Below are 25,929 nucleotides of genomic sequence, written 5' to 3'. Positions count from 1 at the left end.
TACGTCAACCCGGCGCACTCTGTTGGCAATTGGGCCCGCAGACCCCTAGCCACTGTCCGTACGCATAGGCTTACTATGAGTGACACCAATGGGCCCCCGAGCGTAAGGGCCCCCGGGACAGGGAGCCTCGGAGCGCGATAGCGTCACCGCTGGACCTTGCGGCGCGTTACCCGTGCGACGCTGCGTATGGCCCGCCGCCCGTCGGCGGGCCGAGAGCCCGAAGGCGCAGGCCGCCGAGGAAGACCCGAAGGCGCCTGCACCCTCGGCCCGACATGTTCGACCACCTTGGAGGTGAGGGTGTCCCAGATCGCAGGCGAGCCCGCGGCCCAGGACTTCGTCGAAGTCCGGCTTCCGGCTGCCGGTGCCTACCTGTCCGTGCTGCGCACCGCCACAGCAGGACTCGCGGCCCGATTGGACTTCACCCTCGACGAGATCGAGGACTTGCGGATCGCGGTCGACGAAGCCTGCGCGATCCTGCTCCAGCAGGCCGTGCCCGGTTCGGTCCTCAGCTGCGTCTTCCGTCTGGTCGACGACTCCCTCGAGGTCACGGTCTCGGCCCCCACCACCGACGGACGCGCCCCCGCGAGGGACACCTTCGCCTGGACGGTGCTCTCCGCACTCGCGGGCAAGGTCGAATCCACGGTGGACGACGACAAGAACGTCTCCATCAGCCTGTACAAACAGCGCGGCGCGGGACCCGGGCCGGCGTGAGGGACGGGGACGGGCCGGTGCGAGGCGATGAGCGTGGCGCATGGGGTCTGCCATCCGATGGCAGCGAATCCGGCGCGGTCACCGGCGGCAGGCCCGGTCCTGCGGGGCCCCGGGACGCCGTCGGCAACCCGGGAATTCCCGAGCAGCAGGCCCGGCCGCATCCGGACACGGAGGACGCTCCGAACGCGGAGCAGCAGGTGGCACGGAGCGACAGGGGCGAGCGCGGCGCGCTCTTCGGCCAGGCCGGGCGCGGGCCGGGGACACCTCCCGGCGGCAGCCGGGGGAGGGCGGGACACATGACTGGGCAGCAGCACGATCCGCAGGACCGCAGCGGCGCGAAGGCGCTCTTCGTCGAACTGCGCAAACTTCCCGCGGACAGCCCGGAGTACGCGGAGCTGCGCAACCGCCTCGTCCGTCAGCACCTCCCGCTGGTCGAGCACCTCGCACGCCGCTTCCGCAACCGCGGCGAACCGCTCGACGACCTCACCCAGGTCGCGACGATCGGCCTGATCAAGTCGGTCGACCGCTTCGACCCCGAACGCGGCGTCGAGTTCTCGACGTATGCGACACCGACCGTGGTCGGCGAGATCAAGCGCCACTTCCGCGACAAGGGCTGGGCGGTCCGCGTACCGCGCCGCCTGCAGGAGCTGCGCCTGGCCCTGACGACCGCGACGGCCGAGCTCTCCCAGCAGCACGGCCGCTCCCCCACGGTCCACGAACTGGCCGAGCGGCTCGGCATCTCCGAGGAGGAGGTCCTGGAGGGTCTGGAGTCGGCGAACGCGTACTCCACCCTCTCCCTGGACGTCCCCGACACGGACGACGAGTCCCCCGCGGTCGCGGACACCCTGGGCGCGGAGGACGAGGCGCTCGAGGGCGTCGAGTACCGCGAATCCCTGAAGCCGCTCCTGGAGGACCTCCCCCCACGCGAGAAGCGCATCCTCCTCCTCCGCTTCTTCGGCAACATGACCCAGTCCCAGATCGCCCAGGAGGTCGGCATCTCCCAAATGCACGTCTCCCGCCTCCTGGCCCGCACACTGGCCCAGCTGCGGGAGCGCTTGCTGGTGGAGGAGTAGGGCGTACGGGCTGCCGCGCCGGGGGCCCTGGGGACTCCGGCGGGGCGGCGGGCCGGGCCGGGGGCGTGGCGGGTCGGAGGGCCTGGGCGGGGGTCGGAGGGCCGAGTGCCTCGGCCGGGAGCGTGGCTGAACGGAGCGCTTGGGCGGGCGCCCGGAGGGACGCAGCGCCTCGACCGGGAGCCCGCAGGGACAGAGCACCAGGTCCCCCAGCGCGAGAGAGCGGAGCCCCGTAACCCCTCTCTGACCGCAATCAGCGAAAGGAAGCCCGACGGCGAAGCAGCCGACCGAGCCGCCGCGCGAGGTCCGCGCAACCACCCACGCACCCCAGCCACGCTGCATACGTCTTTGGCTTTGGTCTTTGGGTGTGGCCTTCCCGACAAGGGGACCATCTGTCCACCCCCAACCCACCCAAACCGGACACCCCACAGCACAAACGGTCCCCCGATACCCCAACCCAGCCCACCCGCCCGCCCCGCTACCCTGCAAGGGTGAGCAGTGACCAGACCGCCAGCCCCGCCGCCCCCCGCCCCCCGCGCCTGACCGCAGCCGCGGCGCTCGCCGCGCTCGAGGGGCTCGCCCTGATCGCGATCGGCGTCTGGATGCTGGTCGACGGCCTGGCCGGCAACACCGAGAACGCGACCCAGGCCGAGACCGGCGGCATCACCATGATCGTCCTCGCCGCGATCCCCCTGCTCGCCGCCCGCGGCCTCCTCAAGCTCCGCAGCTGGAGCCGAGGCCCCGCGATCATCACGCAGATCCTCGCGCTCCCCGTCGCCTGGCAGCTCCTGCAGGCCGACAGCATCGCCATCCCCGCCGGCATCGCCCTCGCGGTCGTCGCGGTCACGACCCTGGCCCTGCTCCTGAACCCGGCCACCACCCAGGCCCTCGGCATCGGCCCCCGCGAAAGCTGACCTCGTCCGACGGCGGCCGCACCCCGGCCGCGACGGCGCCCTCACCCCCGTATCGGGACCTAGGTATGGGCGAGATCAAGAGCGCTAGGTACCCTTCCTCGCATGCGTGCACTTCTCGTGGTCAATCCAGCGGCAACCACCACCAGTGCCCGCACCCGTGACGTACTGATCCACGCCCTCGCCAGCGAGATGAAACTCGAGGCGGTCACCACGGAGTACCGGGGTCACGCAAGGGACCTCGGTCGCCAGGCCGCGGAGAGCAAGGACATCGAGCTCGTCGTCGCGCTCGGCGGCGACGGCACCGTCAACGAAGTCGTCAACGGACTGCTTCACAACGGCCCCCGTCCGGAGTCACTTCCCGGACTCGCGGTCGTCCCCGGCGGCTCGACCAACGTCTTCGCCCGCGCCCTCGGCCTCCCGAACGACCCGGTCGAATCCACCGGCGCCCTTCTCGACGCTCTGCGTACGGGAAGTCAGCGCACCGTGGGCCTCGGCCTCGCCTCCGGTACGGAGGGCACCGAGGACGAAGGGGTGCCGGCGCGCTGGTTCACGTTCTGCGCCGGCCTCGGATTCGACGCGAGCGTCATCGGACGAGTCGAACAGCAAAGGGAACGCGGCAAGCGCTCGACCCATGCGCTTTACGTACGGCAGATGGTCCGCCAGTTCCTCGACGAGCCCAACCGCCGGCACGGAACGATCACGCTCAGTCGCCCCGGCGAGGACCCCGTCAGCGATCTTGTGCTGTCGATAGTCTGCAACACCTCCCCCTGGACCTACCTGGGCAATCGCCCGGTCTACGCGTCCCCGCAGGCCTCCTTCGACACCGGCCTCGACGTGCTCGGCCTGAGCAAGCTGTCGACCCCGGCGATGGCCCGCTACGCCACCCAGCTGCTCACCTCGACCCCCGAGCGCGGGCCCCATGGCAAGCACGCGGAGCTGCTGCACGATCTGACGGACTTCACCTTGCAATCAAAGGCCCCACTGCCCTTCCAGATGGACGGTGACCACTTGGGGCTTCGTACGAGCGTCACCTTCACAGGCGTACGTCGTGCACTGCGTGTGATTGTGTGAGTGGAAGGGCCCAAAGTCCTTTCACTCGAACGTTTAGACCAGGGTCCACCCCATGGAAGTACGGCTGTGAGCTAGCCGACACCGAGGAATCAAAAAAAACTTTCCAGAAGGGGTTGTATCCGTCGTCGAGGTTTGCGAATCTCTTCTTGGCGCTCGACGCGGCTCGCAACATCAGCCCCACGGAGAGCCAGAACCCCTCCTCTCTCACAGGACCTACACCAGGAAACTGGTATCGGCCCTTCACTTGCGGGGGGATTCGTGAAAGCGTTCACATTCACAAGCAACCTGCCAGCAATACCTAGGAGATGGAGCAGCCATGGACTGGCGTCACAACGCCGTTTGCCGCGAGGAAGACCCCGAGCTGTTCTTCCCCATCGGCAACACCGGTCCTGCGCTGCTGCAGATCGAGGAAGCCAAGGCCGTCTGCCGTCGCTGCCCCGTCGTGGAGCAGTGCCTGCAGTGGGCGCTCGAGTCCGGCCAGGACTCCGGCGTCTGGGGTGGCCTCAGCGAGGACGAGCGTCGCGCGATGAAGCGCCGCGCCGCCCGCAACCGAGCCCGTCAGGCTTCTGCCTGACGCTCCGCCCCGAACGGACCTGAGCCCGGCGGCGCGTACAGCGAGTACGCATCTCCCGCCCCCGAGCCGCAGCGCGCAGTACCCTCAACGCGCAGAGCCGTTTGAAGCTTTGAGCCCCGGACCAACAGGTTCGGGGCTTTCTGCTGTCCAAGTGCAGTACGTGTCTGCCGTCCAAGTGCCGTACGGGCGCGGTCCTTTCTCTCCTGCGAGGCTTAGCGGCCGTACGGGAGAAAGGACCGTGCCCGCGGCTACTTCTGCGGCCGTACGGGGATGTCGAGCAGCACCTGGGTGCCGCGCTCGGGCGCGGGCAGCATGTCGAAGGAGCCGCCCAACTCACCCTCCACCAGGGTGCGGACGATCTGCAGGCCCAGATTGCCGGCGCGCTTGGGGTCGAAGCCCTCGGGCAGTCCGACGCCGTCGTCCTGGACGGTGATCAGGAGGCGGGCGTCCTTGCTGGTGCCGCCGCGTACCGCGGAGACCTCGACGGTGCCGGTCTCGCCCTCGCGGAAGCCGTGCTCCAGGGCGTTCTGCAGGACTTCGGTGAGGACCATCGAGAGCGGAGTGGCGACCTCCGCGTCCAGGATGCCGAAGCGTCCCGTGCGCCGGCCGGTGACCTTGCCCGGGGAGATCTCGGCGACCATCGCGAGCACCCGGTCGGCGATCTCGTCGAACTCGACGCGCTCGTCCAGGTTCTGGGACAGCGTCTCGTGGACGATCGCGATGGAGCCGACGCGCCGTACCGCCTCTTCGAGCGCCTCACGGCCGCTCTGCGAGTCGATACGGCGGGCCTGCAGCCGCAGCAGGGCGGCCACGGTCTGGAGATTGTTCTTCACCCGGTGGTGAATCTCCCGGATGGTGGCGTCCTTGGTGATCAACTCGCGTTCGCGGCGGCGCAGTTCGGTGACATCGCGCAGCAGCACGAGCGAACCGATCCGCGTCCCCTTCGGCTTGAGCGGAATCGCGCGGAGCTGGATCACACAGTCGTTGCCCTCGACCTCGGTCTCGCGCGGGGCCCAGCCGCTGGCCAGCTTGACCAGGGCCTCGTCCACGGGGCCGCGGGACGGGGCCAGTTCGGCCGTGGCCTTGCCCAGATGCTGGCCCACCAGGTCCGCCGCAAGGCCCAGACGGTGGTACGCGGACAGCGCGTTGGGCGATCCGTACTGGACGAGGCCCTCCGCGTCGAGCCTGATCAGACCGTCACCGACACGCGGCGACGCATCCATGTCGACCTGCTGCCCGGGGAACGGGAAGGACCCGGCCGCGATCATCTGGGCGAGGTCCGATGCGCTTTGCAGGTATGTCAGTTCAAGTCGGCTAGGGGTGCGCACGGTCAGCAGGTTCGTGTTGCGCGCGATGACGCCGAGGACGCGGCCCTCCCTGCGTACGGGAATGGACTCGACGCGGACCGGAACCTCCTCGCGCCATTCCGGATCGCCTTCGCGCACGATCCGGCCCTCGTCGAGCGCGGCGTCCAGCATGGGCCGGCGGCCGCGCGGCACGAGGTGCCCGACCATGTCGTCCTGATACGAGGTGGGGCCGGTGTTGGGCCGCATCTGGGCGACCGACACATAGCGCGTGCCATCGCGGGTGGGGACCCACAGGACGAGGTCGGCGAAAGAGAGGTCGGAGAGCAGCTGCCACTCCGAGACCAGCAGATGCAGCCACTCGAGGTCGGTGTCCCCGAGGGCGGTGTGCTGGCGTACGAGATCGTTCATGGAGGGCACGTGTGCGAGCGTACCTGGCCGCTCCGACGGGCGTCCGAGGCGCTGGTGGGGGCTGGTCCGGGGGGCCTGGAGCGTCCCGTACGGGCCCGGAAACACCCGCGGGCCGCGGCGCCTGGGAGGGACCCTCAACCCGCCCGGCACCGCAGCCCGGAGTTGCATCGGCCACCGGGTGTGCGGACCCGCGGACCGAGTAGGGGCACCTGCGCAGTCAGGGCAGATCGCGCAGACACCCACTCCGCTCTTCTGTGCGGGAAGAGCGGAAGCTTGTCACTTCTTCTGGAGCCTGGGCTCCACTCCGCATTGTGGACTAGACCATTCTCCGATGTCCATGCGTAGGGAGATGTTTGTTCTCGTCTCTTTCTCCAACGTCCTGCCGCAGGAAAAAGTTCACCCCGGCACGGATTCGGTCCGGGCTGCGGCGGGCGCGGGGGGCCAGGCGCGCATGGCCAGTCGGGCGACCTGCTCCAGTTCCTCGGCGCTCGCACCGTCGCGGGCCTGCTGCGACATGCCCTGGAAGACCGCGGCGACATGGCGGGCCAGGACGCGGGCGTCCGCATCGGGCGGCAGCTGACCGGAGTCGATATCGGCCTGGATGCGGCGTACGAAATCGGCCACATTGGCATTGCGCTGCGCCCGCAGGGACTCCTCGACCTCGGGGTTGGTGCAGTTGGTGGCCGCGTGGATCACCAGGCAGCCGTGCGGATGCCCCGGCTCGGTGAACGCGGTCGCCACCTCGCGCAGCATCCGCTCGAACCCGGCGCGTGCGGTGGTCTCGGCTTCGAGCGCGCGGCCGGCGACCGACCCGTGGGTGCGCCCGTACTCGACGAGGACCTCGGCGAACAGCGACCGCTTGTCACCGAACGCGGCGTACAGGCTGGGCGGCCCGATCCCCATGGCACGCGTGAGGTCGGAGACCGAGGTCGCCTCGTATCCCCGCTCCCAGAAGATCCGCAGCGCCTTCTCGAGCGCCGTGGCGCGGTCGAAGGAACGGGGGCGGCCGCGGGGCTTCGAGCCGGCCTTGGGGCCGTCGGCCTGCTGCTTGTCGGCGTCCCGCTTGTCGACCTGCCGCTTGTCGACCTGCTGCTTGTCGGCGTGCTTCTCCACCATGGAGTGAATTCTATAGCGGGCACTAGAAATCTTGCGGTGGCGTGGGCTAGCTTTCTTTCTGTAGCGACCACTAGCGAAAAGAGGGACGCAGTCATGGGCGTGCTCGCAGGCAGGCTTACGGGGAAGACGGCGCTGGTCACGGGCGGCAGCCGGGGCATCGGACGCGGGATCGCGGAGCGGCTCGGGCGGGACGGTGCGCGGGTGGCGGTGCACTACGGGAGCAATGAGACGGCGGCCAAGGAGACGGTCACGGCGATCGAGGAGGCCGGCGGCTCGGCCTTCGCGATACGGGCGGAGCTCGGGGTGCCAGGGGATGCGGCGGCGCTGTGGGCGGAGTTCGACCGGCAGGCGGAGGGGCTGGACATCCTGGTCAACAACGCGGGGATAGGGGTGAGCGAGCCCTTCGCGACGCTTCAGGAGGAGGAGTACGAGCGGGTGTTCGCGGTGAACGCCAAGGCGCCGTTCTTCGTGACCCAGCTCGGCGCGGAACGGCTGCGGGACGGCGGGCGGATCATCAACATCTCGTCGGGGCTCTCCCGTGCGTCGGTCATGCCGCATCTGGTCGCGTACGCGATGACGAAGGGCGCCCTGGACGTCTTCACACGCGATCTGTCCAAGGTGCTCGGGCCGCGCGGGATCACGGTGAACGCGGTGGCGCCGGGCATCGTCGACACCGATATCAACGCCGACTGGCTGCGCACCAGCGACGAGGCGTGGGCGAACGCCGCCTCGATGTCCGCGCTCGGCCGGGTGGGGGCGCCGTCGGACATCGCGGATGTGGTGGCCTTCCTCGCGTCGGAGGACGGGAGGTGGGTGACCGGGCAGTGGATCGACGCGACGGGTGGGTCACTGGCCTAGGGGGCGCGCTCAGATGCGGCGGCGTCAGTGGGTTTCGGTGACCTTGGCCAGGGCGCGGGGGGCGTCCGGATCCTGGCCGCGGGCGATCGTGACCTCGTAGGCGAGGAGTTGGAGCGGGAGGATCTCCAGGATGGGCTGGAGTTCCTCGGGGACGTCCGAGGTGGGGAGCTCGAAGCCCGCCGAGGCCGCGGCGACCTGCTCGCGGGGGCCGATCACGACCAGGTCGGCGCCGCGGCCGCGCAGCCGGTCCAGCACGGGCTGGAGGGCTTCGCCGCCCACGCCGTCCGTGACGACCGCGATCACCGGGGAGATGTTGTCGACCATGGCGAGCGGGCCGTGCAGGAGGTCCGCGCCGGAGTACGAGAGGGCGGGGATGTAGCTGGTCTCCATCAGCTTGAGCGCGGCTTCCTTGGCAGTCGGATAGCCGTAGCCGCGGGAGGTGATGACCATGCGTTCGGCGAAGCGGTAGCGAGAGGCCAGCTGCTTCACCTCGTCGCCGCGGGCGAGCAGTTCGGCGGCCAGATCGGGCAGTACGGCCGCCTCGGCTCCGTCGCCGCCGCGCAGGCCCTCGACGAAGAGGTAGAGCGAGAGGAGGGAGGCCGTATAGGTCTTCGTCGCGGGGAGCGCCTTCTCGGGGCCGGCGAGGATGTCGATGTGGTGCTCGGAGACCGCGGCCAGCGGCGAGTCCGGGTTGTTGGTCACGGCGAGCGTGATCGCTCCGGCGTCCCGGGCCGCCTTGGTGGAGTCGACCAGATCGGGTGAGCCACCGGACTGGCTGACCGTGATGACCAGGACATCGCGCAGATCGGGACGGGCGCCGTAGGCCGTCGTGGTCGACATGGAGGCGAGGCCGCAGGGCAGGCCGAGCCGGATCTCGAGGAGGTACTTGGCGTACAGGGCGGCGTTGTCGGAGGTGCCGCGGGCGGTGAGGAGCACGAAACGGGGGCTGCGGGCGGAGATCTGATCGGCGACGGCGCGGATCCTCGGGGCGCCCTGCTCCAGAATCCGCCGCAGCACGGTCGGCTGCTCCGCCATCTCGGCCGCCATGATCCGGCCGGCCTGCTCACTGAGGGGCGACATGCTGGGTTACCTTCCCGGGTTGGCCTTCCCTCAGTCTGCGCCGGGGGGCGCGGGTGTGCTGCTTGGTGGGGGCCATCGGTCGGCGTGCGCCGCGCTGTCCGCGTACGGCCGCTCCCTGCCGTGGCTCCGCCCGACCCCCGGAACTGCTCCGCCCAGCCCCGGCCTGCTCCACCCTGCTCCACCCTGCTCCACCCGGCCCCCGGGACTGCTCCGCCCTACCCCGCCCTGCTCCGCCGCAGCCTGACCACCCGCCCTCCTCCGGGGCGGATTCGGCGTGCACGAGCGGAGCAGTTCCGGGGGCGGGGCGGGGGTAGCTCTGTTAGATTGGTCTATACCACAACGTCATCTCTCCTCCCTTCGCCCACTCTCCAGATCGGCAGGCCCAGCGTGGAAGTTGTCATCGTCAAGGACGCCAAGGCAGGCGGCGAGCTCATCGCGGGGGCCATCGTGGACCTGCTGGCCCGCAAGCCCGACGCGCTGCTCGGCGTGGCCACCGGCTCCACCCCGCTGCCCATCTACGACGCGTTGATCGCCCAGGTGAACGCCGGTGCGGTGGACGCCTCGAAGGCGCGGATCTGTCAGCTCGACGAGTACGTGGGGCTGCCCGCGGGACACCCCGAGTCGTACCGGGCTACGGTGCTCCGCCAGGTCGTCGAGCCGCTCGGGCTGCCCGAGACGCAGTTCATGGGCCCCGACGGCAGCGCCGAGGACGTGCAGGCCGCGTGTGACGCGTACGACGAGGCGCTGGCCTCGGCCGGCGGCGTGGATCTGCAGATCCTCGGGATCGGCACCGATGGGCACATCGGGTTCAATGAACCCTGCTCGTCGCTCGCTTCGCGTACGCGGATCAAGACGCTGATCGAGCAGACCCGGATCGACAATGCGCGGTTCTTCGACAACGACATCGACCAGGTCCCGCACCACGTGATCACCCAGGGCATCGGCACCATCCTCGACGCCCGCCACCTGGTGCTGCTCGCGACCGGTGAGGGCAAGGCCGACGCCGTGGCGCAGACCGTGGAGGGCCCGATCTCCTCGCTGGTGCCCGCCTCCGCACTGCAGCTGCACCGGCATGCGACGGTCGTGGTCGACGAGGCCGCAGCCTCCAAGCTGAAGCTGGCGGACTACTTCCGCCACGCCTTCGACAACAAGCCGGACTGGCAGGGGATTTAAGGGTCGGCCTGGGCGCGGCCCTGTCACGGAGGCCGCGCCCCGTGCCTCACTTCGAGGCCGCACCCCGCACCCCCGGACATACGAAGTGGGCCCCCTCCCGTGAGGAGGGGGCCCACTTCGTATGCACGGGCAGGGGGTCTCCTGCCCGGACGCCACCGACGGGCCCGTCCCCCCAGGGTCCGTCGGATGGCGTCGGGGACGCGCGCGGTCAGGCGCCGGTGAGGACTTCCGCCGCGGCGACCCCGCACACCCGCGCCGCGCCGTACGTCGCCACGTGCAGCGCACCCCGGGGCTCGGACTGCGGCACACCCATCTCGACGACGACGGTGTCCGGCCGCGCGGCGATCAGCGCGTCGAGGGCGGCGGCCATCCACGCGTGCCGGTGCTCGTCACGGACCACGGCCACGATGCGGCGCGAGCCCGCGGCCGCGAGCAGCGCGTCGACCGAGACCCCGTCCCCGTACGAACCGGTCTCCGTGCCCGGGAGCCGGCGGCCCAGTTCGGCCGCCACGCCCCAGGGCGTCTCGTCGCCGACCGCGATATTGGCCATCGGCGTGAAGGCCGCCACGTAGGCCGGCGCGTCGAGCAGCGGACCCGAGCCCGTCACCGTGAGTGCCCGGCGGGCGGCGACCAGGCCGATGTCCGTCTGCGGCGCGCGGTCCTCCCGTACCGAAGAAGCGCTCCACTCCCCCAGTGCGCGGACCCGGGCGGCCGCGTCCGCGAGGCGTTCCTCGGGGAGTTCGCCGCTGCGGACCGCCGCGATGAGCGCGTCCCGCAGGCGCACCACCGTGTCGTCGTCCGCGAGACCGCCGCCCACGCAGATCGCGTCGGCGCCGGCGGCGATGGCGAGGACGCTGCCGCGCTCGATGCCGTACGTCGCGGAGATGGCCTGCATCTCCATGCCGTCCGTGACGATCAGGCCGTCGAAGCCGAGCTCCTCGCGCAGCAGTCCGGTGAGGATGCGGCGCGAGAGGGTCGCCGGACGGTCGGTGTCGAGGGCGGGCAGCAGGATGTGCGCGCTCATGACCGCCTTGGTGCCGGCGGCGATCGCGGCGCGGAACGGCGCCAACTCGCGTTCCCGCAGGACCTCGAGGGACACGTCGATGCTCGGCAGCGCGTGGTGCGAGTCGACGCTCGTGTCGCCGTGGCCCGGGAAGTGCTTGGTGCAGGCCGCGACGCCGGAGGACTGCAGGCCCCGGACGTACGCGGCCGTGTGCCGGGCCACCGACGACGGATCCGCGCCGAAGGAGCGGACGCCGATGACGGGGTTGTCGGCGTTGGAGTTGACGTCCGCCGATGGCGCCCAGTTGAGGTTGACTCCGCAGGCCGCGAGACGGCGGCCGAGCTCGGCCGCGACGTCATGGGTCAGGTCGGCGTCGTCGACCGCGCCGAGGGCATGGTTGCCGGGGAACGACGAGCCGCTGCGCACCTCGAGGCGGGTGACGTCGCCGCCCTCCTCGTCGATGGCGACGAGGACACCGTCGCGTTCGGCCCGCAACTGGGCGGTGAGCGCGGCGAGTTGCTCCGGTGTGTGGATGTTTCGGCCGAACAGGCCGACCGAGTGGAGGCCTTCACCGATCCGGCGAAGCAGCCAGTCCGGGGCGCTGGTCCCGACGAAGCCGGGCTGCAGGACGGCAAGGGCGTCACGGGTCAGCGTGTCGGTGCCGTGGGCGAGTGTCGTCATGTGCGGGTGTTCATCCCTTCACGGCGCCTGAGGTCAGACCGCTGACGGCCCGGCGCTGCAGGAAGACGAAGAGGATCAGGATCGGGATCGCGAACAACGAGGACGCTGCCATCGTGGCACCCCAGTCGTCCCCGAAGTTGGTCTGGAAGCGCTGCAGCCAGATCGGCAGGGTCTGCGCCTCGGCCTGCTTGTTGAGGACCAGGACGAGCGGGAACTCGTTCCAGGCCGTGATGAAGCCGAACAGCGAGGTGGCCATCAGACCGGGCGCGAGCAACGGGAAGATCACCTTGCGGAAGGCCTGCATCCGCGAGCAGCCGTCCACCATCGCCGACTCCTCCAGCTCCTTCGGAATGGCGGCGACGAAGCCGCGCAGCGTCAGGATCGTGAAGGGCAGCACCATCATCATGTAGAAGAGGGTGAGCGGGATCAGGCTGTTGAGCATGTCGGAATCGCGGACGAGGAAGTAGATCGCGATGACCATGACTTCCCAGGGCGCCATCTGCGCGACCATGAAGCCGATGATGAAGCCGCGCCGTCCCTTGAACCGCATCCGTGCCAGGGCGAACGAGCCGGCCAGCGCGATGAGCAGCGAGAAGACCACCGCGCCGACGGTGACGGTGAGCGAGTTGCGCACCAGGGTCCAGAAGTTGGGTGCTTCGAGTGCCGTGGTGAAGTGCTCGAAGGTGAAGTCGACGGGGAACCAGACCGGGTTCTCGCTGATGATGTCGATCGTCGGCTTGAAGGACGTCGCGAACATCCAGTAGACGGGGAACACGAGCCCGAGGAACAGGATGAAGGCCACCACATTGGGCCATGTCCGGCCGAACAGTGAGCGCTTCACAGCTCGTCCTCCTCTTGCTTGAGCACCAGACGCAGGTAGTACGAGGTCAGACCCAGCAGGACCAGGATCGTGAGCAGCGAGATGGCCGCGCCCACTCCGTAGTGCTGGTTGCCGACGCCCTCGATGAAGGCGTACACGGGAAGGATCTCCGTCATCCGGTCCGGGCCGCCCTCATTGATGGCGAAGACCTGGGCGAACGCCTTGAAGATCCAGATGACTTCGAGGAACGTCGTCGCGAACAGGAACGGACGCAGCGTCGGGAACGTGACGTTCGTGAAGCTCTTCCAGGCGCCGGCGCCGTCGAGCGACGCGGCCTCGTAGAGCTCCTTGGGGATGGTGGTCGTCGCGGCGTAGAGGTTGATCGCGACGAACGGTATGGACTGCCAGACGAGCAGGATCACCAGGACGGAGAAGGTGGACATCTGGCTGCCGAACCAGTTGTAGTCCGCCATGCCCTCGAAGCCCAGCTTCGCGAGGACCCAGTTGACCACCCCGTACCGGGAGGCGAAGAGCCACTGGAAGACGGTGGTGGCCGCGATGGTCGGCATGGCCCAGGCGAGCACGAGGCCCAGCAGGAGCAGCAGACGCATCTTCTTGCCGAGCCGCGCGAGCAGCAGACCGACGAGCGTACCGACGATCATGATCAGTACGACGTTGACCGCCGTGAACACGATCGAGCGGCCGGTGACCCGCCAGAAGTCGTCGCTGCCGAGGATCTCGGTGTAGTTCTCGACGCCGTTCCACTCGGTGAGGTGCTGGATGAGCTGGCGCATATTGAGGTTCTGGAACGACAGCAAGCCGTTCTTGACCAGCGGCCAGCCGAGCAGCACCAGCGTGGCTGCAAGGGCGGGGAGAAGCAGGAGGTACGGGGCGAGTCTGGCGCTGCGGACGCGCTTGCTCTGCTGAGTGCGCGGCCCCCCTCCCCCGTCCGACTTATGGACCTCTACCGGGCCCGTTCCCGGGCGGTCGGTCTGCACGGTCATGCTCGCCATCTCTTTCGTGGGGCGTACCGAAAGCATGCGCGTCCTGCGGGTGCGCGCACAGCGTGCCGGGGGCCGGGCCGGCGAACGGCCGGCCCCCGGCTGCGACTTACCGCTGCACTGCGGCGTCGGAGTTACTGCTCGGCGGAGCTCCGCGGTGCCGGTGGCGATGACTGCTCATCTGCACACCCGCTCACCGCGGAGTCCGCATGTCCGGCGATCCGGCGCGTTACTGCTTCTGCGCGAGGCGCTTGTTGAACTCTTCCTCGACCGACTTGGCGGCTTCCTCGTGCGACTTACCGTTGAGGAAGGCGGTCATGTAGGTCTTGATCGGGTTCGGGGCGTTCTCCACCGCGGCCCACTCCGCGATCAGCGGGGTGGTGCCACCGACGGCGGCGGCCGGGGCGGCGGCCTCGGCGGCCGGGTTGCCCGTCAGGTTGGACTGCAGCGACTCCTTGTTCGGGATGACGCCGTTGAGCTTGGCCAGCTGGCCCTCGAACTTGTCGGAGAGGGCGATCTTCAGGAACTCCTTCGCGAGCTCCTGCTTCTCGCTGCCCTCGGCGATCGCGAGGTTGGAGCCGCCGAGGAAGACGCTCTCCGGCTTGTCGGCGGTCTCACCCGGGATGGTGAAGTAGCCGATCTCCTTCTCGATCTTCGGGTTGGCCTTGATGGCGATGCCGGCTTCCCAGCCCATGCCGATGAAGGCGCCGACCTTGCCCTTGGCGAAGACCTCACCCTGCTGCGGGGTGGCCTCGTCCTTGTCCTTGGGGGCCTTGGAGTAGTCCGCGTACTTCTTGTAGAGCTCCATGGCCTCGCCGACCTTGGGGTCGCCCAGGTTGGAGACCCACTTGTCGCCGTCCTTCTTCACGAGCTCGGCACCCTTGCCGATGGTGAGCCCGTCGAAGAAGTACCAGTTCTGGCCGGGCAGGTAGAGCGGCTCGGCCTTGCCCTTGGCCTTGATCTTGTCGAGGGCCGCGAAGAACTCGTCGCGGGTCTTCGGGACCTCGGTGACGCCGGCCTCCTTGAAGACCGACTTGTTGTAGAGCACGACGCGGTTGGCGAAGTACCACGGGGCGCCGTACTGCTTGCCGTCGAAGACCGAGGACTTGTTGAGCGACTCGGTCCAGTCGCCGCCGATCTCGCTCTTGAGGTCACCGAGGTCGGCCAGGCCGCCGGTCTGCGCGTACGCCGGGGTCTGGGTGTTGCCGATCTCGAAGACGTCGGGCGGGTTCTCCTCGGAGAGCGCCGTGGTCAGCTTCTGCTGGATGCCGTTCCACTGCTGGACTTCGACCTTCAGCTTGGCGCCGGTCTTCTTCTCGAACTCGGCCGTGAGGTCCTTGACCCAGGCGTCCGGCGTGGAGCCGTCCATCGCCCAGAACGTCAGGGTCTGGCCCTTGAAGCTGTCGGGGCCTTTCTTGCCTTCGCTGCCCTTGTCGCCGCTGTCGTCCCCGCATGCGGCAATGGACACCATCATCGCTGCGACACCCGCAGCCGCAATCAGCTTGCGCTTCACGTCACCCTCCTCAGGGATCTGCCCACCCCCCTGCCCACTGCGGTGACATACGCCAAGTACTCCCGTGGGGCTGGGACCTGGTCTTTAATGGTGTAGACCAGTACGGGGAGCTTGGCCTAGACCTTTGGGGGTGTCAAGGGTGTATAAGAGGGGTCCCACATCCCGTTACCGGACCGACACCTGAGCGACAGCGACAGGCCGGGACAGGGCCGTGTCACGATGTGAGCCGCGATTAACGGAGGAGCCGGTGACGGCAGCAGCACAGGAGCCGCGTAAGAGCGTCACACTCGGCGGCCAGGAGACGGGCGGGACGGGCGGGCGTATGGGCACCGAGACGGGCGACCCGAAGAACACACAGCGCGGCACCACGGCGGCCGAGCCGACGAGCACCGGGCGTGCCGCCCGCGTCCCCAAGTACTACCGCCTGAAGCGGCACTTGCTCGATATGACGGAGACCCTTCCGCCGGGCACGCCCGTACCGCCGGAGCGCACGCTCGCGGCCGAGTTCGACACCTCGCGCACCACCGTGCGCCAGGCGCTGCAGGAACTGGTGGTCGAGGGCCGGCTCGAGCGGATCCAGGGCAAGGGCACCTTCGTCGCCAAGCCCAAGGTCTCCCAGTCGCTCCAACTCACCTCGTACACCGAGGACATGCGGGCCCAGGGCCTCGAACCCACCTCGCAGCTCCTGGACATCGGCTACATCACGGCCGACGACCGGCTCGCCGAACTGCTCGACATCACCACCGGCGGCCGGGTCCTGCGCATCCAGCGTCTGCGCCTCGCGAACGCCGAGCCGATGGCCATCGAGACCACGCATCTGTCGGCCAAGCGCTTCCCTGCGCTGCGCCGCTCGCTGGTCAAGTACACCTCGCTGTACACGGCGCTCGCCGAGGTCTACGACGTGCATCTCGCCGAGGCCGAGGAGACCATCGAGACCTCCCTGGCCACACCGACCGAGGCGGCCATGCTCGGCACGGACGTGGGCCTGCCGATGCTGATGCTGTCGCGGCACTCGGTGGACGCGGAGGGCAAGCCGGTGGAGTGGGTGCGCTCGGTGTACCGCGGCGACCGCTACAAGTTCGTGGCGCGCCTGAAGCGGCCGCAGGACTAAGGCAGCACCTCCGAAGCGGCCGCAGGACCAAGGCAGCACGTCCGAAGCGGCCGCAGGACCAAGGCAGTTGGGTCTCTTCCGCCGCGCGGTGTAGCGCACATCACATTCCTGCTCTACCGTCCTCCCGTCGCCGCATGAACGGGAGGGACGCCCGTGTCGACCGCAGCCACCGGCAGCAGGCCCGACAAGACCCGCTCCATCGTCATCTGGACCGTCGTCGCCCTCGCGGGCGCGGCGGGCTGGACCATGCTCGCCCTGTCGCGCGGCGAGGAGGTGTCGGCGGCCTGGATGGTGGCCGCCGCGCTCGGCTCGTACGCGATCGGTTATCGGTTCTACTCGAAGTTCATCGCGTACAAGGTCCTGAAGGTCGACAAGACGCGGGCCACTCCCGCGGAACGGCTCGACAACGGGATCGACTACCAGCCCACCGACCGCCGGGTGCTCTTCGGACACCACTTCGCCGCGATCTCCGGCGCGGGTCCGCTGGTCGGCCCGGTGCTCGCCGCGCAGATGGGATATCTGCCCGGCACCATCTGGATCATCGCCGGCGTGATCTTCGCCGGTGCCGTACAGGACATGGTGGTCCTGTTCTTCTCGACCCGCCGCAACGGCCGTTCGCTCGGCCAGATGGCGCGCGAGGAGATCGGCCCGGTGGGCGGCGCGGCCGCACTGCTCGCGGTCTTCGCCATCATGATCATCCTGCTCGCGGTGCTCGCGCTCGTGGTCGTCAACGCGCTCGCCGAGTCCCCGTGGGGCACCTTCTCCATCGGGATGACCGTCCCGATCGCCCTGTTCATGGGCTTCTACCTGCGGGTGATCAGGCCGGGGCGGATCGCGGAGGTCTCGCTGATCGGTGTGGCCCTGCTGCTGCTCGCGCTGATCGCGGGCCGCTGGGTGGCCAAGTCCTCCTGGGCGGAGGCCTTCACGCTCAGCAAGGAGTCGCTGGTCATCTGGCTGGTGGCGTACGCGTTCATCGCCTCCGTACTGCCGGTGTGGATGCTGCTCGCGCCACGCGACTATCTGTCGACGTTCATGAAGCTCGGCACCATCGGGCTGCTCTTCATCGGCGTCGTGGTCGCCGCGCCCACCCTGAAGATGGACGCGGTCACGGACTTCGCCACCCAGGGCACGGGCCCGGTCTTCGCCGGGTCGCTCTTCCCCTTCGTGTTCATCACCATCGCCTGCGGGGCCCTGTCCGGTTTCCACTCGCTGATCTCCTCGGGCACGACGCCGAAGATGGTCGAGAAGGAGACCCAGGTCCGCATGATCGGATACGGCTCCATGCTGTTGGAGTCCTCCGTGGCGATCATGGCGATGATCGCGGCCTGTGTGCTCGACCCGGGGCTCTACTTCGGGATGAACTCGGCGCCCGCGGTGCTCGGCGAGACCGCCCAGGACTGGGTGAACACCATCCAGGGCTGGGGCTTCAGCCTCACCGAGGCCGATATGGCGGCCTACGCGAAGTCGGTCGAGGAGGCCTCGCTTTGGGGCCGTACGGGAGGGGCTCCGACCTTCGCGATCGGCGTGGCGGACATCTTCGCTTCGGTGACCGGGGACGGGCTCAAGGCGTTCTGGTACCACTTCGCGATCATGTTCGAGGCGCTGTTCATCCTCACCGCGCTCGACGCCGGCACCCGTGTCGGACGCTTCATGCTGCAGGACACCCTCGGCAACGTCTACAAGCCGCTCAAGCGCGTGAGCTGGTGGCCGGGCCTGATCATCTGCAGCGCGATCGTGTGCGGCCTGTGGGGCTACTTCCTGTGGGTCGGCGTACGGGATCCGCTCGGCGGGATCAACCAGCTCTTCCCGCTCTTCGGCATCTCCAACCAGCTGCTCGGCGCGGTCGCCCTCACGGTCTGCACGACGCTGCTCATCAAGTCCGGACGGCTCAAGTGGGCCTGGGTGACGGGGGTTCCGCTGATCTGGGTGGCGGTGACGACGCTCACCGCCAGCTGGCAGAAGGTGTTCTCCGGCGATCCGCGCGTCGGCTTCTTCGCGCAGGGCGACAAGGCACAGGCCGCGATCGACAGTGGCGAGCTGGAGGGCAAGGCGCTCGCGGACGCCGAGACGATCGTCACCAACACCACGGTGGACGGCGTCCTTTCGGCGCTCTTCGCGGTTCTCGTCGTCGTGGTCATCGCCGACGCGGCCCGGGTGTGCATCAAGGCGATCCGCCATCCGGCCACGGTCGTCTCGCACGAGGAGCCGTACGTGGAGTCCAAGTACGTGGCTCCGGCGCAGCTGTTCCCGACCAAGGAGGAGAAGGCCGAGCTGACGGCCGCAGGCCTCGGGTCGGGCGGTGGGCGCACCGACGGGCCGCGGGAAGAGGTGGCTCCATGACCGTGAAGTCCGTGAAGTCCGTGAGGTCCGCCGGCTCCAAGATCTGGTGGTACGTACGGGAGTTGACCGGCGAGACCGCGTACGAACGCTATGTCGCTCACGTACGCAAAGACCATCCGGACGCCCCCGTGCCGACCCGCCGCGAGTTCGAGCGGGAGCGCACCGACCGGCAGGAGGCAGATCCCCGGCAGGGGTTCCGCTGCTGCTGAGACGGCATCTCCCTGCGGTCGAGGCCGGACCTCCACCGCCAGGCTGTTCACATACGCGGGTAAAGCCCCTGTCCGGAGACCGATATGCGGACAGGGGCTTCCGTATCCCGGTCCGGCACCCCTAGATTTCGGCCGAGTTACACGGTGATCTAGGGGACGGAGCCACCATGCCGGAGCCAGCGACGGACACAGCAAGACCACAACGCAAGATAAGCACCAAATCGGTCATCATCTGGGCGCTCGTCGCGCTGATCGGTGCCACCGGCTGGGGTGTGCTCGCCCTCTCGCGCGGCGAGGAGATCTCGGCGGCGTGGCTGCTCGCCGCGGCCCTCGGATCGTATGCGATCGCATACCGCTTCTACTCGAAGTTCATCGCCAACCGGGTCCTGAAGGTCGACAAGAAGCGCGCCACCCCGGCCGAGCGCCTCGACAACGGTGTCGACTTCCACCCCACCGACCGCCGCGTGCTCTTCGGCCACCACTTCGCGGCCGTCGCGGGCGCGGGTCCGCTGGTCGGCCCGGTGCTCGCCGCGCAGATGGGTTATCTGCCGGGCACCATCTGGATCGTGGCCGGCGTGATCTTCGCCGGTGCCGTGCAGGACATGGTGGTGCTGTTCTTCTCGACCCGGCGCAACGGCAAGTCGCTCGGGCAGATGGCCCGCGACGAGATCGGCCCCTTCGGCGGCGCCGCCGCGCTGGTCGCCGTGTTCGCCATCATGATCATCCTGCTCGCGGTGCTCGCCCTGGTGATCGTGAACGCGCTCGCGCACTCGCCCTGGGGTGTCTTCTCCATCGCGATGACCATCCCGATCGCCCTGTTCATGGGTGTCTACCTGCGTATCCTCCGCCCGGGCCGGGTCACCGAGGTCTCGGTCCTCGGCGTCGCGCTGCTGCTGCTCGCGATCGTCTCCGGCCGCTGGGTCGCCGAGTCCTCCTGGGCCGAGGCGTTCACGCTCGCGCCGTCCTCGCTGGTCATCTGGATGGTGGCATACGGCTTCCTGGCCTCGGTCCTGCCGGTCTGGATGCTGCTCGCCCCGCGCGACTACCTCTCCACCTTCATGAAGATCGGCACGATCGTGCTGCTCGCGCTCGGAGTCGTGATCGCGATGCCGACCATGAAGATGGACGCGGTCACGGAGTTCGCCACCAGCGGCGCCGGTCCGGTCTTCGCGGGCTCGATGTTCCCGTTCGTCTTCATCACGATCGCCTGTGGCGCCCTGTCCGGCTTCCACGCGCTGGTCTCCTCCGGTACGACGCCGAAGATGGTGCAGAAGGAGACGCAGGTCCGGCTGATCGGCTACGGGTCGATGCTCACCGAGTCGTTCGTCGCGATCATGGCCGTGATCTGTGCCTGCATCCTGGAGCCCGGCCTGTACTTCGCGGTCAACTCGCCCGCGGGCGTGCTCGGCCCGACGCTGGAGTCCGCCTCCGAGGCGGTGAAGAACTTCGGCTTCAGCATCGACCCCGCCACCCTCGCCCAGGCAGCCAAGGACGTCGGCGAACCGTCCATCACCTCCAAGACCGGTGGCGCCCCGACCTTCGCGCTCGGCATGTCGGAGATCTTCTCGGCCGTGATCGGCGGCGCCGGGATGAAGGCCTTCTGGTATCACTTCGCGATCATGTTCGAGGCCCTCTTCATCCTCACCACCGTGGACGCCGGTACCCGCGTGGGCCGCTTCATGCTCCAGGACACCCTGGGCAACATCTACAAGCCGCTCAAGCGCGTCAGCTGGTGGCCCGGCGTCTGGCTGACGAGTGCGATCGTGGTCGGCGGCTGGGGCTACTTCCTGTGGGTCGGCGTGCACGACCCACTGGGCGGCATCAACCAGCTCTTCCCGCTCTTCGGTATCGCCAACCAACTGCTCGCCGCGGTAGCCCTCGCCGTCTGTACGACGCTGCTCATCAAGTCGGGCCGCCTCAAGTGGGCCTGGGTGACCGGCATTCCGCTGCTCTGGGACGTCGCGGTCACCCTGACCGCGAGCTGGCAGAAGGTGTTCTCGGACGACGTCAAGGTCGGCTTCTTCGCCCAGCGCAAGGCCTACCAGGACGCTCTCGACTCGGGCGCCGAGTCCTTCGGCACGGCGAAGACCAGGGACGCGATGGAGACCATCGTCACCAACGCCACGGTGGACGGCGTGCTCTCCGCGCTCTTCGCGGTCCTGATCATCATCGTCCTGGCCGACGCGACCCGCGTCTGCGTCAAGGCGATCCGCAACCCGGGTACGGCGGAGCTCAAGGAAGCCGAGTACGTCGAGTCCAAGATCGTGGCGCCGGCGGGCCTGTGGCCGACGGCCGAGGAGAAGGCGGAGCTCGCGGCGGCGGGCGCTTCCGACTCGGACGGCACATCCGGTGGTACGCCGGTGGCGGCCGGGAAGCCCTGATGGCGCTCCTGAAGGAAATCCGCTACTGGTGGCGCGAACTGTCGGGCGAATCGGTCTACGACCGGTACGCGGCCCACGCCCGCTCCCACGGCCAAGTGCCGAAGTCCCGGCGGGAGTTCGAGCGGGAGCGGATGGACGCCAGGGAGGCGGACCCCCGGGAGGGGTTCCGGTGCTGCTGAGCAGTGCGTAAGGGGGTGGCCCCCGGTGCGAGAGGTTCTCGCACCGGGGGCCGCTGCCGTTGCCGGCCGGGTGGATCCACCGACAACATGCGCCCGGGTAATTGCGTCGACAACGCCCCTCGCCGCCCGGCAATGTGGTGGCCCGTGACGAGCAGTGAACTGTGGACCCAAGAGACCGCCGAACGCTACGACGCCGAAGAGACCGAGCTGTCCTCGGCCGCCGTACTCGGACCGACCCTCGACTTCCTCGCCGAACTCGCCGGAGACGGCCGGGCGTTGGAGTTCGCCATCGGGACAGGGCGCGTCGGCGTCCCGCTCAGGGAACGCGGCGTACCGGTGGCGGGCATCGAGTTGTCGGAGCCCATGGCCGCGGTGCTGCGCCGCAAGGCCGACGAGGAGACTCTCCCCGTGACCATCGGGGACATGGCCGCCGCCGTCGTCCCCGGCACGTTCTCCCTGGTCTACCTCGTCTACAACACGATCTCGAACCTGCTCACGCAGGACGAGCAGGTCGAGTGCTTCCGCAACGCCGCCCGCCATCTGTCGCCCGGCGGCCGCTTCGTGATCGAACTCTGCGTACCGCCCCTGCGCTTCCTGCCGCCCGGCCAGGTCGCCGTGCCATTCGACGTATCCGAACGCCATCTCGGCTTCGACACATTCGACCTGGTCGAACAGACCCTCGTCTCGCACCACTTCACCCGCGACGGCGACGACGGCCGCTACCGACGGGAGAACTTCCGGCAGCGGTACGCCTGGCCGGCCGAGCTGGACCTGATGGCCAAGCTGGCCGGCCTGGAGCTGGAAAGGCGCGTCGCGGACTGGGACGGAACACCGTTCACCCAGGACTCCGCGAAGCACATCTCCGTGTGGCGCAAGCCGGTCTGAACGGCGCCCACCCCTCCGGCTAGAACTCGTCGTCGAACGACACCGAGCCCTCCACCGCCACCTGGTACGCCGACGGCCGGCGCTCGAAGAAGTTGGTCAGCTCCTGGACGCCCTGGAGTTCCATGAAGGAGAAGGGGTTCTCCGAACCGTAGAGCGGCGCGAACCCGAGGCGTACGAGGCGCTGGTCGGCCACGCACTCCAGGTACTGGCGCATCGACTCGGTGTTCATGCCGGGCAGGCCCTCGCCGCACAGGTCGCGGCCGAACTGCAGCTCGGCCTCCACGGCCTCCTTCAGCATGTCCGTGACCTGCTGCTCGAGTGCGTCGTCAAAGAGCTCCGGCTCTTCCTTGCGGACGGTGTCGACGACCTCGAACGCGAAGTTCATATGCATGGTTTCGTCCCGGAACACCCAGTTGGTCCCCGTGGCGAGCCCATGCAGCAGCCCCCGCGAGCGGAACCAGTACACGTACGCGAAGGCGCCGTAGAAGAAGAGGCCCTCGATGCAGGCCGCGAAGCAGATCAGGTTGAGCAGGAAGCGGCGCCGGTCGGCCTGGGTCTCCAGGCGGTCGATCGATTCGACCGAGTCCATCCACTTGAAGCAGAACTCGGCCTTCTCCTTGATGGAGGGGATGTTCTCGACCGCCGCGAAGGCCGCCGCCCGGTCCTCCGGATCCGGCAGATAGGTGTCCAGAAGCGTCAGATAGAACTGGACGTGGACGGCCTCCTCGAAGAGCTGGCGCGAGAGATAGAGCCGCGCCTCCGGGGAGTTGATGTGCTTGTAGAGCGTCAGGACCAGGTTGTTCGCCACGATCGAGTCGCCCGTCGCGAAGAACGCGACGAGCCGGCCGATCATGTGCTGCTCGCCCGGCGAGAGCTTCGCCAGGTCGGAGACGTCGGAGTGGAGGTCGACCTCCTCGACGGTCCAGGTGTTCTTGATCGCGTCCCGGTAGCGCTCGTAGAAGTCGGGGTAGCGCATGGGGCGGAGCGTGAGTTCGAAGCCCGGGTCGAGCAGGTTCTTCTGGGTCTTTTCAGGTGCGGTCGTCATGTGCTGCGAGGGGCGGATTCCCCAGAGGCTATGTCTGGAGCGTCCCCTGCCTCCTTCTCTGTGGTGTAGGCGTATCCGTCAGCTCGCTGAAGGAGGAGGACATGCCGGTCCGGGTTCCAGAGCCGACTGCTGAGGAAGCACAGTCGGGTGGGTCTTCCGTCCCGTACGGAACGTAGCCATCAAGGTCACCTCCCTCTTGACGATGGCTCGTGCTGGTCACAGTGAGCGTCGGCCGCGATGGCTGACACCTCCCACTCTTCGAGTGGGGGAGCCTGTGACTACTGGCAGGCCTCGCAGCTCTCCGGGTTCTCCAGAGAACAGGCGACCGCATCGGTCGTACTGTCCAACTGTTGTACGGGAATCGAAGTTGCGGACGCCGCGCGCGCGATCCGGGTCGCCGGGCGCGAGCGCAGGTAGTACGTGGTCTTCAGGCCCTGCTTCCAGGCGTACGCGTACATCGAGCTCAACTTGCCGATGGTGGGCGTCTCGAGGAAGAGGTTCAGGGACTGCGACTGGTCGAGGAAGGGGGTGCGGGCGGCGGCCATGTCGATCAGGCCGCGCTGCGGGATCTCCCAGGCGGTGCGGTACAGCGCGCGGACCTCGGCCGGAATCCAACTGAGGCCCTGGACCGAGCCGTTGGACTCGCGCAGCGCCTCGCGGGTCTGGGCGTCCCAGACGCCGAGCTTCTTGAGCTCGTCGACCAAGTAGGCGTTGACCTGCAGGAATTCACCGCTGAGCGTCTCGCGCTTGAAGAGGTTGGAGACCTGGGGCTCGATGCACTCGTAGACGCCGGCGATCGAGGCGATGGTGGCGGTCGGCGCGATGGCCAGAAGCAGCGAGTTGCGCATACCGGTGGCGGCGATGCGGGTACGCAGGGCGGTCCAGCGCTCCGGCCAGTTCAGCTCGACGTCGTAGTGGTCGGGGTGCAGGACTCCGCGTGCCGCGCGGGTCTTGTCCCATGCGGGCAGCGGGCCTCCGCGTTCGGCGAGGTCGCAGGAGGCCTCGTAGGCGGCGAGCATGATGCGCTCGGCGATACGGGTGGACAGCGCGCGTGCCTCGGGCGAGTCGAAGGGCAGGCGCAGCTGGAAGAAGACGTCCTGCAGCCCCATCGCGCCGAGGCCCACCGGGCGCCAGCGGGCGTTGGAGCGGCCCGCCTGCTCGGTCGGGTAGAAGTTGATGTCGACCACGCGGTCCAGGAAGGTGACCGCGGTGCGGACGGTCTCGTCCAGGCGCTCCCAGTCGATGGAGCCTTCGCGGACGAACGCCCCCAGGTTCACGGAACCCAGGTTGCAGACGGCCGTCTCCCCGTCGTCCGTCACCTCCAGGATCTCGGTGCACAGGTTCGAGGAGTGGACGGTGTGGCCGGGCTCCGCGGTCTGGTTGGCGGTGCGGTTGGCGGCGTCCTTGAAGGTCATCCAGCCGTTGCCGGTCTGCGCGAGGGTGCGCATCATGCGGCCGTACAGGTCGCGGGCCGGGAGGGTCTTCTGGGCCAGCCCCGCGGCCTCCGCCTTCCGGTACGCGGCGTCGAACTCGTCGCCCCACAGGTCCACGAGCTCGGGCACGTCGGCCGGGGAGAACAGCGACCAGTCGCCGCCGGTCTCGACGCGGCGCATGAACTCGTCGGGGATCCAGTGCGCGAGGTTGAGGTTGTGGGTGCGGCGGGCGTCCTCGCCGGTGTTGTCGCGCAGTTCGAGGAACTCCTCGATGTCCGCGTGCCAGGTCTCCAGGTAGACGGCGGCGGCGCCCTTCCTGCGTCCGCCCTGGTTCACGGCGGCGACGGAGGCGTCGAGGGTCTTGAGGAACGGGACGATGCCGTTGGAGTGCCCGTTCGTACCGCGGATCAGTGAACCGCGGGCGCGGATACGGGAGTACGCGAGGCCGATGCCGCCGGCGTGCTTGGAGAGGCGGGCGACCTGGTGGTAGCGGTCGTAGATGGAGTCGAGCTCGTCGAGCGGCGAGTCGAGCAGGTAGCAGGAGGACATCTGCGGGTGGCGGGTGCCGGAGTTGAAGAGGGTCGGCGAGGACGGCAGATAGTCCAGGCGGCTCATCAGGCCGTACAGGGCGGCCACTTCGTCGAGCGCGCCGGCCGACTCGTCGGCGGCGAGTCCGGCGGCCACGCGCAGCATGAAGTGCTGGGGGGTCTCGATGACCTTGCGGGTGATCGGGTGGCGCAGGAGGTAGCGGGAGTAGACCGTGCGCAGGCCGAAGTAGCCGAAGCGGTCGTCGGCGCCTTCGTCGATCAGTGCGTCGAGGCGGGCGTGGTGCACCCGGGCGAACTCCGCGGTGCGGTCGGCGATCAGGCCCTCACGGTGGCCGGCCGAGACGGACTCGGTGAAGGTGCGCACACCCTGCGAGGCGGCTTCGGCGGCGATGGTGAGCGTGAGGAGGCGGGCGGCGAGCCGGGAGTACGCGGGGTCGTCGGCGATCAGTCCGGCGGCCGCTTCCGTGGCCAGTTCCCGCAGTTCGGCCTCGTCGGCCC

22 protein-coding genes are annotated in these 25,929 nt (G+C 68.8%); 13 read left to right on the top strand and 9 right to left on the bottom strand.

What is annotated here, in order from left to right; translation table 11 throughout:
- The first annotated feature begins 297 nt into the window (after window positions 1-297).
- From ABT367_RS07905 to ABT367_RS07885, 5 genes are all read left to right on the top strand, one after another.
- Entirely contained in the window at window positions 298-711 is a 414-nt protein-coding gene (locus ABT367_RS07905) for an anti-sigma regulatory factor (RefSeq protein WP_093608316.1), read from the top strand.
- 17 nt (window positions 712-728) lie between these two features.
- Window positions 729-1,784, top strand: a complete 1,056-nt coding sequence (locus ABT367_RS07900; RefSeq protein WP_434975425.1) for an RNA polymerase sigma factor SigF — start codon at window positions 729-731, stop codon at window positions 1,782-1,784.
- A gap of 488 nt (window positions 1,785-2,272) precedes the next feature.
- Window positions 2,273-2,695 carry a hypothetical protein gene (locus ABT367_RS07895; protein WP_352250697.1) on the top strand — a complete coding sequence of 141 codons (423 nt, stop codon included), beginning with the start codon at window positions 2,273-2,275 and terminating at the stop codon, window positions 2,693-2,695.
- Between the two features lie 102 nt (window positions 2,696-2,797).
- Window positions 2,798-3,766: a diacylglycerol/lipid kinase family protein gene (locus ABT367_RS07890; protein ID WP_199551192.1), complete on the top strand. Its 969-nt coding sequence runs from the start codon at window positions 2,798-2,800 to the stop codon at window positions 3,764-3,766.
- 316 nt (window positions 3,767-4,082) lie between these two features.
- Window positions 4,083-4,340, top strand: a complete 258-nt coding sequence (locus tag ABT367_RS07885; protein WP_040248489.1) for a WhiB family transcriptional regulator — start codon at window positions 4,083-4,085, stop codon at window positions 4,338-4,340.
- A 248-nt stretch (window positions 4,341-4,588) separates the two neighbouring features.
- Here the strand turns inward: ABT367_RS07885 and ABT367_RS07880 are convergent, their stop codons facing one another.
- A complete protein-coding gene (locus ABT367_RS07880) occupies window positions 4,589-6,055 on the bottom strand; it encodes a sensor histidine kinase (protein ID WP_352250812.1) in 1,467 nt (488 codons plus the stop codon).
- A gap of 396 nt (window positions 6,056-6,451) precedes the next feature.
- Window positions 6,452-7,171: a TetR/AcrR family transcriptional regulator gene (locus ABT367_RS07875; protein WP_352250696.1), complete on the bottom strand. Its 720-nt coding sequence runs from the start codon at window positions 7,169-7,171 to the stop codon at window positions 6,452-6,454.
- A gap of 93 nt (window positions 7,172-7,264) precedes the next feature.
- Between ABT367_RS07875 and ABT367_RS07870 the strand changes: the two genes are divergently transcribed.
- Window positions 7,265-8,029, top strand: a complete 765-nt coding sequence (locus tag ABT367_RS07870; protein WP_352250694.1) for an SDR family oxidoreductase — start codon at window positions 7,265-7,267, stop codon at window positions 8,027-8,029.
- Between the two features lie 24 nt (window positions 8,030-8,053).
- Here ABT367_RS07870 and ABT367_RS07865 read toward each other — a convergent pair whose 3' ends face one another.
- The gene (locus ABT367_RS07865; protein ID WP_352250692.1) at window positions 8,054-9,109 is read right to left on the bottom strand and encodes an SIS domain-containing protein; all 1,056 of its coding nucleotides are present in this window, start codon (window positions 9,107-9,109) and stop codon (window positions 8,054-8,056) included.
- 387 nt (window positions 9,110-9,496) lie between these two features.
- Between ABT367_RS07865 and nagB the strand changes: the two genes are divergently transcribed.
- A complete protein-coding gene (nagB, locus tag ABT367_RS07860) occupies window positions 9,497-10,282 on the top strand; it encodes a glucosamine-6-phosphate deaminase (RefSeq protein ID WP_199551196.1) in 786 nt (261 codons plus the stop codon).
- 208 nt (window positions 10,283-10,490) lie between these two features.
- Here the strand turns inward: nagB and ABT367_RS07855 are convergent, their stop codons facing one another.
- The 4 genes from ABT367_RS07855 to ABT367_RS07840 form a co-directional block, all read right to left on the bottom strand.
- The gene (locus ABT367_RS07855) at window positions 10,491-11,966 is read right to left on the bottom strand and encodes a glycoside hydrolase family 3 protein (RefSeq protein ID WP_352250690.1); all 1,476 of its coding nucleotides are present in this window, start codon (window positions 11,964-11,966) and stop codon (window positions 10,491-10,493) included.
- Between the two features lie 10 nt (window positions 11,967-11,976).
- On the bottom strand, window positions 11,977-12,807 hold the full coding sequence (locus tag ABT367_RS07850) for a carbohydrate ABC transporter permease (RefSeq protein ID WP_352250688.1): 831 nt from the start codon (window positions 12,805-12,807) through the stop codon (window positions 11,977-11,979).
- Window positions 12,804-13,790: a carbohydrate ABC transporter permease gene (locus tag ABT367_RS07845; protein WP_352250686.1), complete on the bottom strand. Its 987-nt coding sequence runs from the start codon at window positions 13,788-13,790 to the stop codon at window positions 12,804-12,806. The genes ABT367_RS07850 and ABT367_RS07845 overlap by 4 nt, the downstream gene beginning before the upstream one ends.
- A gap of 226 nt (window positions 13,791-14,016) precedes the next feature.
- A complete protein-coding gene (locus ABT367_RS07840) occupies window positions 14,017-15,300 on the bottom strand; it encodes an extracellular solute-binding protein (RefSeq protein ID WP_352250684.1) in 1,284 nt (427 codons plus the stop codon).
- A gap of 322 nt (window positions 15,301-15,622) precedes the next feature.
- Between ABT367_RS07840 and ABT367_RS07835 the strand changes: the two genes are divergently transcribed.
- From ABT367_RS07835 to ABT367_RS07810, 6 genes are all read left to right on the top strand, one after another.
- A complete protein-coding gene (locus tag ABT367_RS07835) occupies window positions 15,623-16,411 on the top strand; it encodes a GntR family transcriptional regulator (protein WP_352250810.1) in 789 nt (262 codons plus the stop codon).
- 246 nt (window positions 16,412-16,657) lie between these two features.
- On the top strand, window positions 16,658-18,751 hold the full coding sequence (locus ABT367_RS07830) for a carbon starvation CstA family protein (RefSeq protein WP_352250808.1): 2,094 nt from the start codon (window positions 16,658-16,660) through the stop codon (window positions 18,749-18,751).
- Window positions 18,748-18,960, top strand: a complete 213-nt coding sequence (locus ABT367_RS07825; protein WP_352250682.1) for a YbdD/YjiX family protein — start codon at window positions 18,748-18,750, stop codon at window positions 18,958-18,960. The genes ABT367_RS07830 and ABT367_RS07825 overlap by 4 nt, the downstream gene beginning before the upstream one ends.
- A gap of 167 nt (window positions 18,961-19,127) precedes the next feature.
- Window positions 19,128-21,341 (top strand): carbon starvation CstA family protein, encoded by a 2,214-nt coding sequence (locus ABT367_RS07820; RefSeq protein WP_352250680.1) that lies wholly within the window; start codon window positions 19,128-19,130, stop codon window positions 21,339-21,341.
- Window positions 21,341-21,520 carry a YbdD/YjiX family protein gene (locus tag ABT367_RS07815; RefSeq protein ID WP_352250678.1) on the top strand — a complete coding sequence of 60 codons (180 nt, stop codon included), beginning with the start codon at window positions 21,341-21,343 and terminating at the stop codon, window positions 21,518-21,520. Before ABT367_RS07820 ends, ABT367_RS07815 begins: the two co-directional genes overlap by 1 nt.
- 144 nt (window positions 21,521-21,664) lie before the next feature.
- Window positions 21,665-22,405, top strand: a complete 741-nt coding sequence (locus tag ABT367_RS07810; protein WP_352250676.1) for a class I SAM-dependent DNA methyltransferase — start codon at window positions 21,665-21,667, stop codon at window positions 22,403-22,405.
- Window positions 22,406-22,424: 19 nt separating this feature from the next.
- On the opposite strand, the gene ABT367_RS07805 is transcribed toward ABT367_RS07810, so the two are convergent.
- Together ABT367_RS07805 and ABT367_RS07800 are read right to left on the bottom strand one after the other, a co-directional pair.
- Window positions 22,425-23,450 carry a ribonucleotide-diphosphate reductase subunit beta gene (locus ABT367_RS07805; RefSeq protein ID WP_352250674.1) on the bottom strand — a complete coding sequence of 342 codons (1,026 nt, stop codon included), beginning with the start codon at window positions 23,448-23,450 and terminating at the stop codon, window positions 22,425-22,427.
- Window positions 23,451-23,728: 278 nt separating this feature from the next.
- Window positions 23,729-25,929 (bottom strand): ribonucleoside-diphosphate reductase subunit alpha (locus tag ABT367_RS07800; RefSeq protein WP_352250672.1); only part of this gene is annotated, 2,201 nt, incomplete at its 5' end.

It is taken from the genome of Streptomyces mesophilus, from assembly GCF_040300965.1.
GTDB lineage: Bacteria > Actinomycetota > Actinomycetes > Streptomycetales > Streptomycetaceae > Streptomyces > Streptomyces mesophilus_A.
This window is presented reverse-complemented; position numbering and strand designations above follow the sequence as displayed.

Bases quoted from the DNA above. Each gene is read 5' to 3' on its own strand.
- ABT367_RS07890 (WP_199551192.1), top strand. From the start codon at position 2,798: ATGCGTGCACTTCTCGTGGTCAATCCAGCGGCAACCACCACCAGTGCC.
- ABT367_RS07885 (WP_040248489.1), top strand. From the start codon at position 4,083: ATGGACTGGCGTCACAACGCCGTTTGCCGCGAGGAAGACCCCGAGCTG.
- ABT367_RS07880 (WP_352250812.1), bottom strand. From the start codon at position 6,055: ATGAACGATCTCGTACGCCAGCACACCGCCCTCGGGGACACCGACCTC.
- ABT367_RS07875 (WP_352250696.1), bottom strand. From the start codon at position 7,171: ATGGTGGAGAAGCACGCCGACAAGCAGCAGGTCGACAAGCGGCAGGTC.
- ABT367_RS07870 (WP_352250694.1), top strand. From the start codon at position 7,265: ATGGGCGTGCTCGCAGGCAGGCTTACGGGGAAGACGGCGCTGGTCACG.
- ABT367_RS07865 (WP_352250692.1), bottom strand. From the start codon at position 9,109: ATGTCGCCCCTCAGTGAGCAGGCCGGCCGGATCATGGCGGCCGAGATG.
- ABT367_RS07855 (WP_352250690.1), bottom strand. From the start codon at position 11,966: ATGACGACACTCGCCCACGGCACCGACACGCTGACCCGTGACGCCCTT.
- ABT367_RS07845 (WP_352250686.1), bottom strand. From the start codon at position 13,790: ATGACCGTGCAGACCGACCGCCCGGGAACGGGCCCGGTAGAGGTCCAT.
- ABT367_RS07835 (WP_352250810.1), top strand. From the start codon at position 15,623: ATGGGCACCGAGACGGGCGACCCGAAGAACACACAGCGCGGCACCACG.
- ABT367_RS07830 (WP_352250808.1), top strand. From the start codon at position 16,658: ATGCTCGCCCTGTCGCGCGGCGAGGAGGTGTCGGCGGCCTGGATGGTG.
- ABT367_RS07825 (WP_352250682.1), top strand. From the start codon at position 18,748: ATGACCGTGAAGTCCGTGAAGTCCGTGAGGTCCGCCGGCTCCAAGATC.
- ABT367_RS07820 (WP_352250680.1), top strand. From the start codon at position 19,128: ATGCCGGAGCCAGCGACGGACACAGCAAGACCACAACGCAAGATAAGC.
- ABT367_RS07815 (WP_352250678.1), top strand. From the start codon at position 21,341: ATGGCGCTCCTGAAGGAAATCCGCTACTGGTGGCGCGAACTGTCGGGC.
- ABT367_RS07805 (WP_352250674.1), bottom strand. From the start codon at position 23,450: ATGACGACCGCACCTGAAAAGACCCAGAAGAACCTGCTCGACCCGGGC.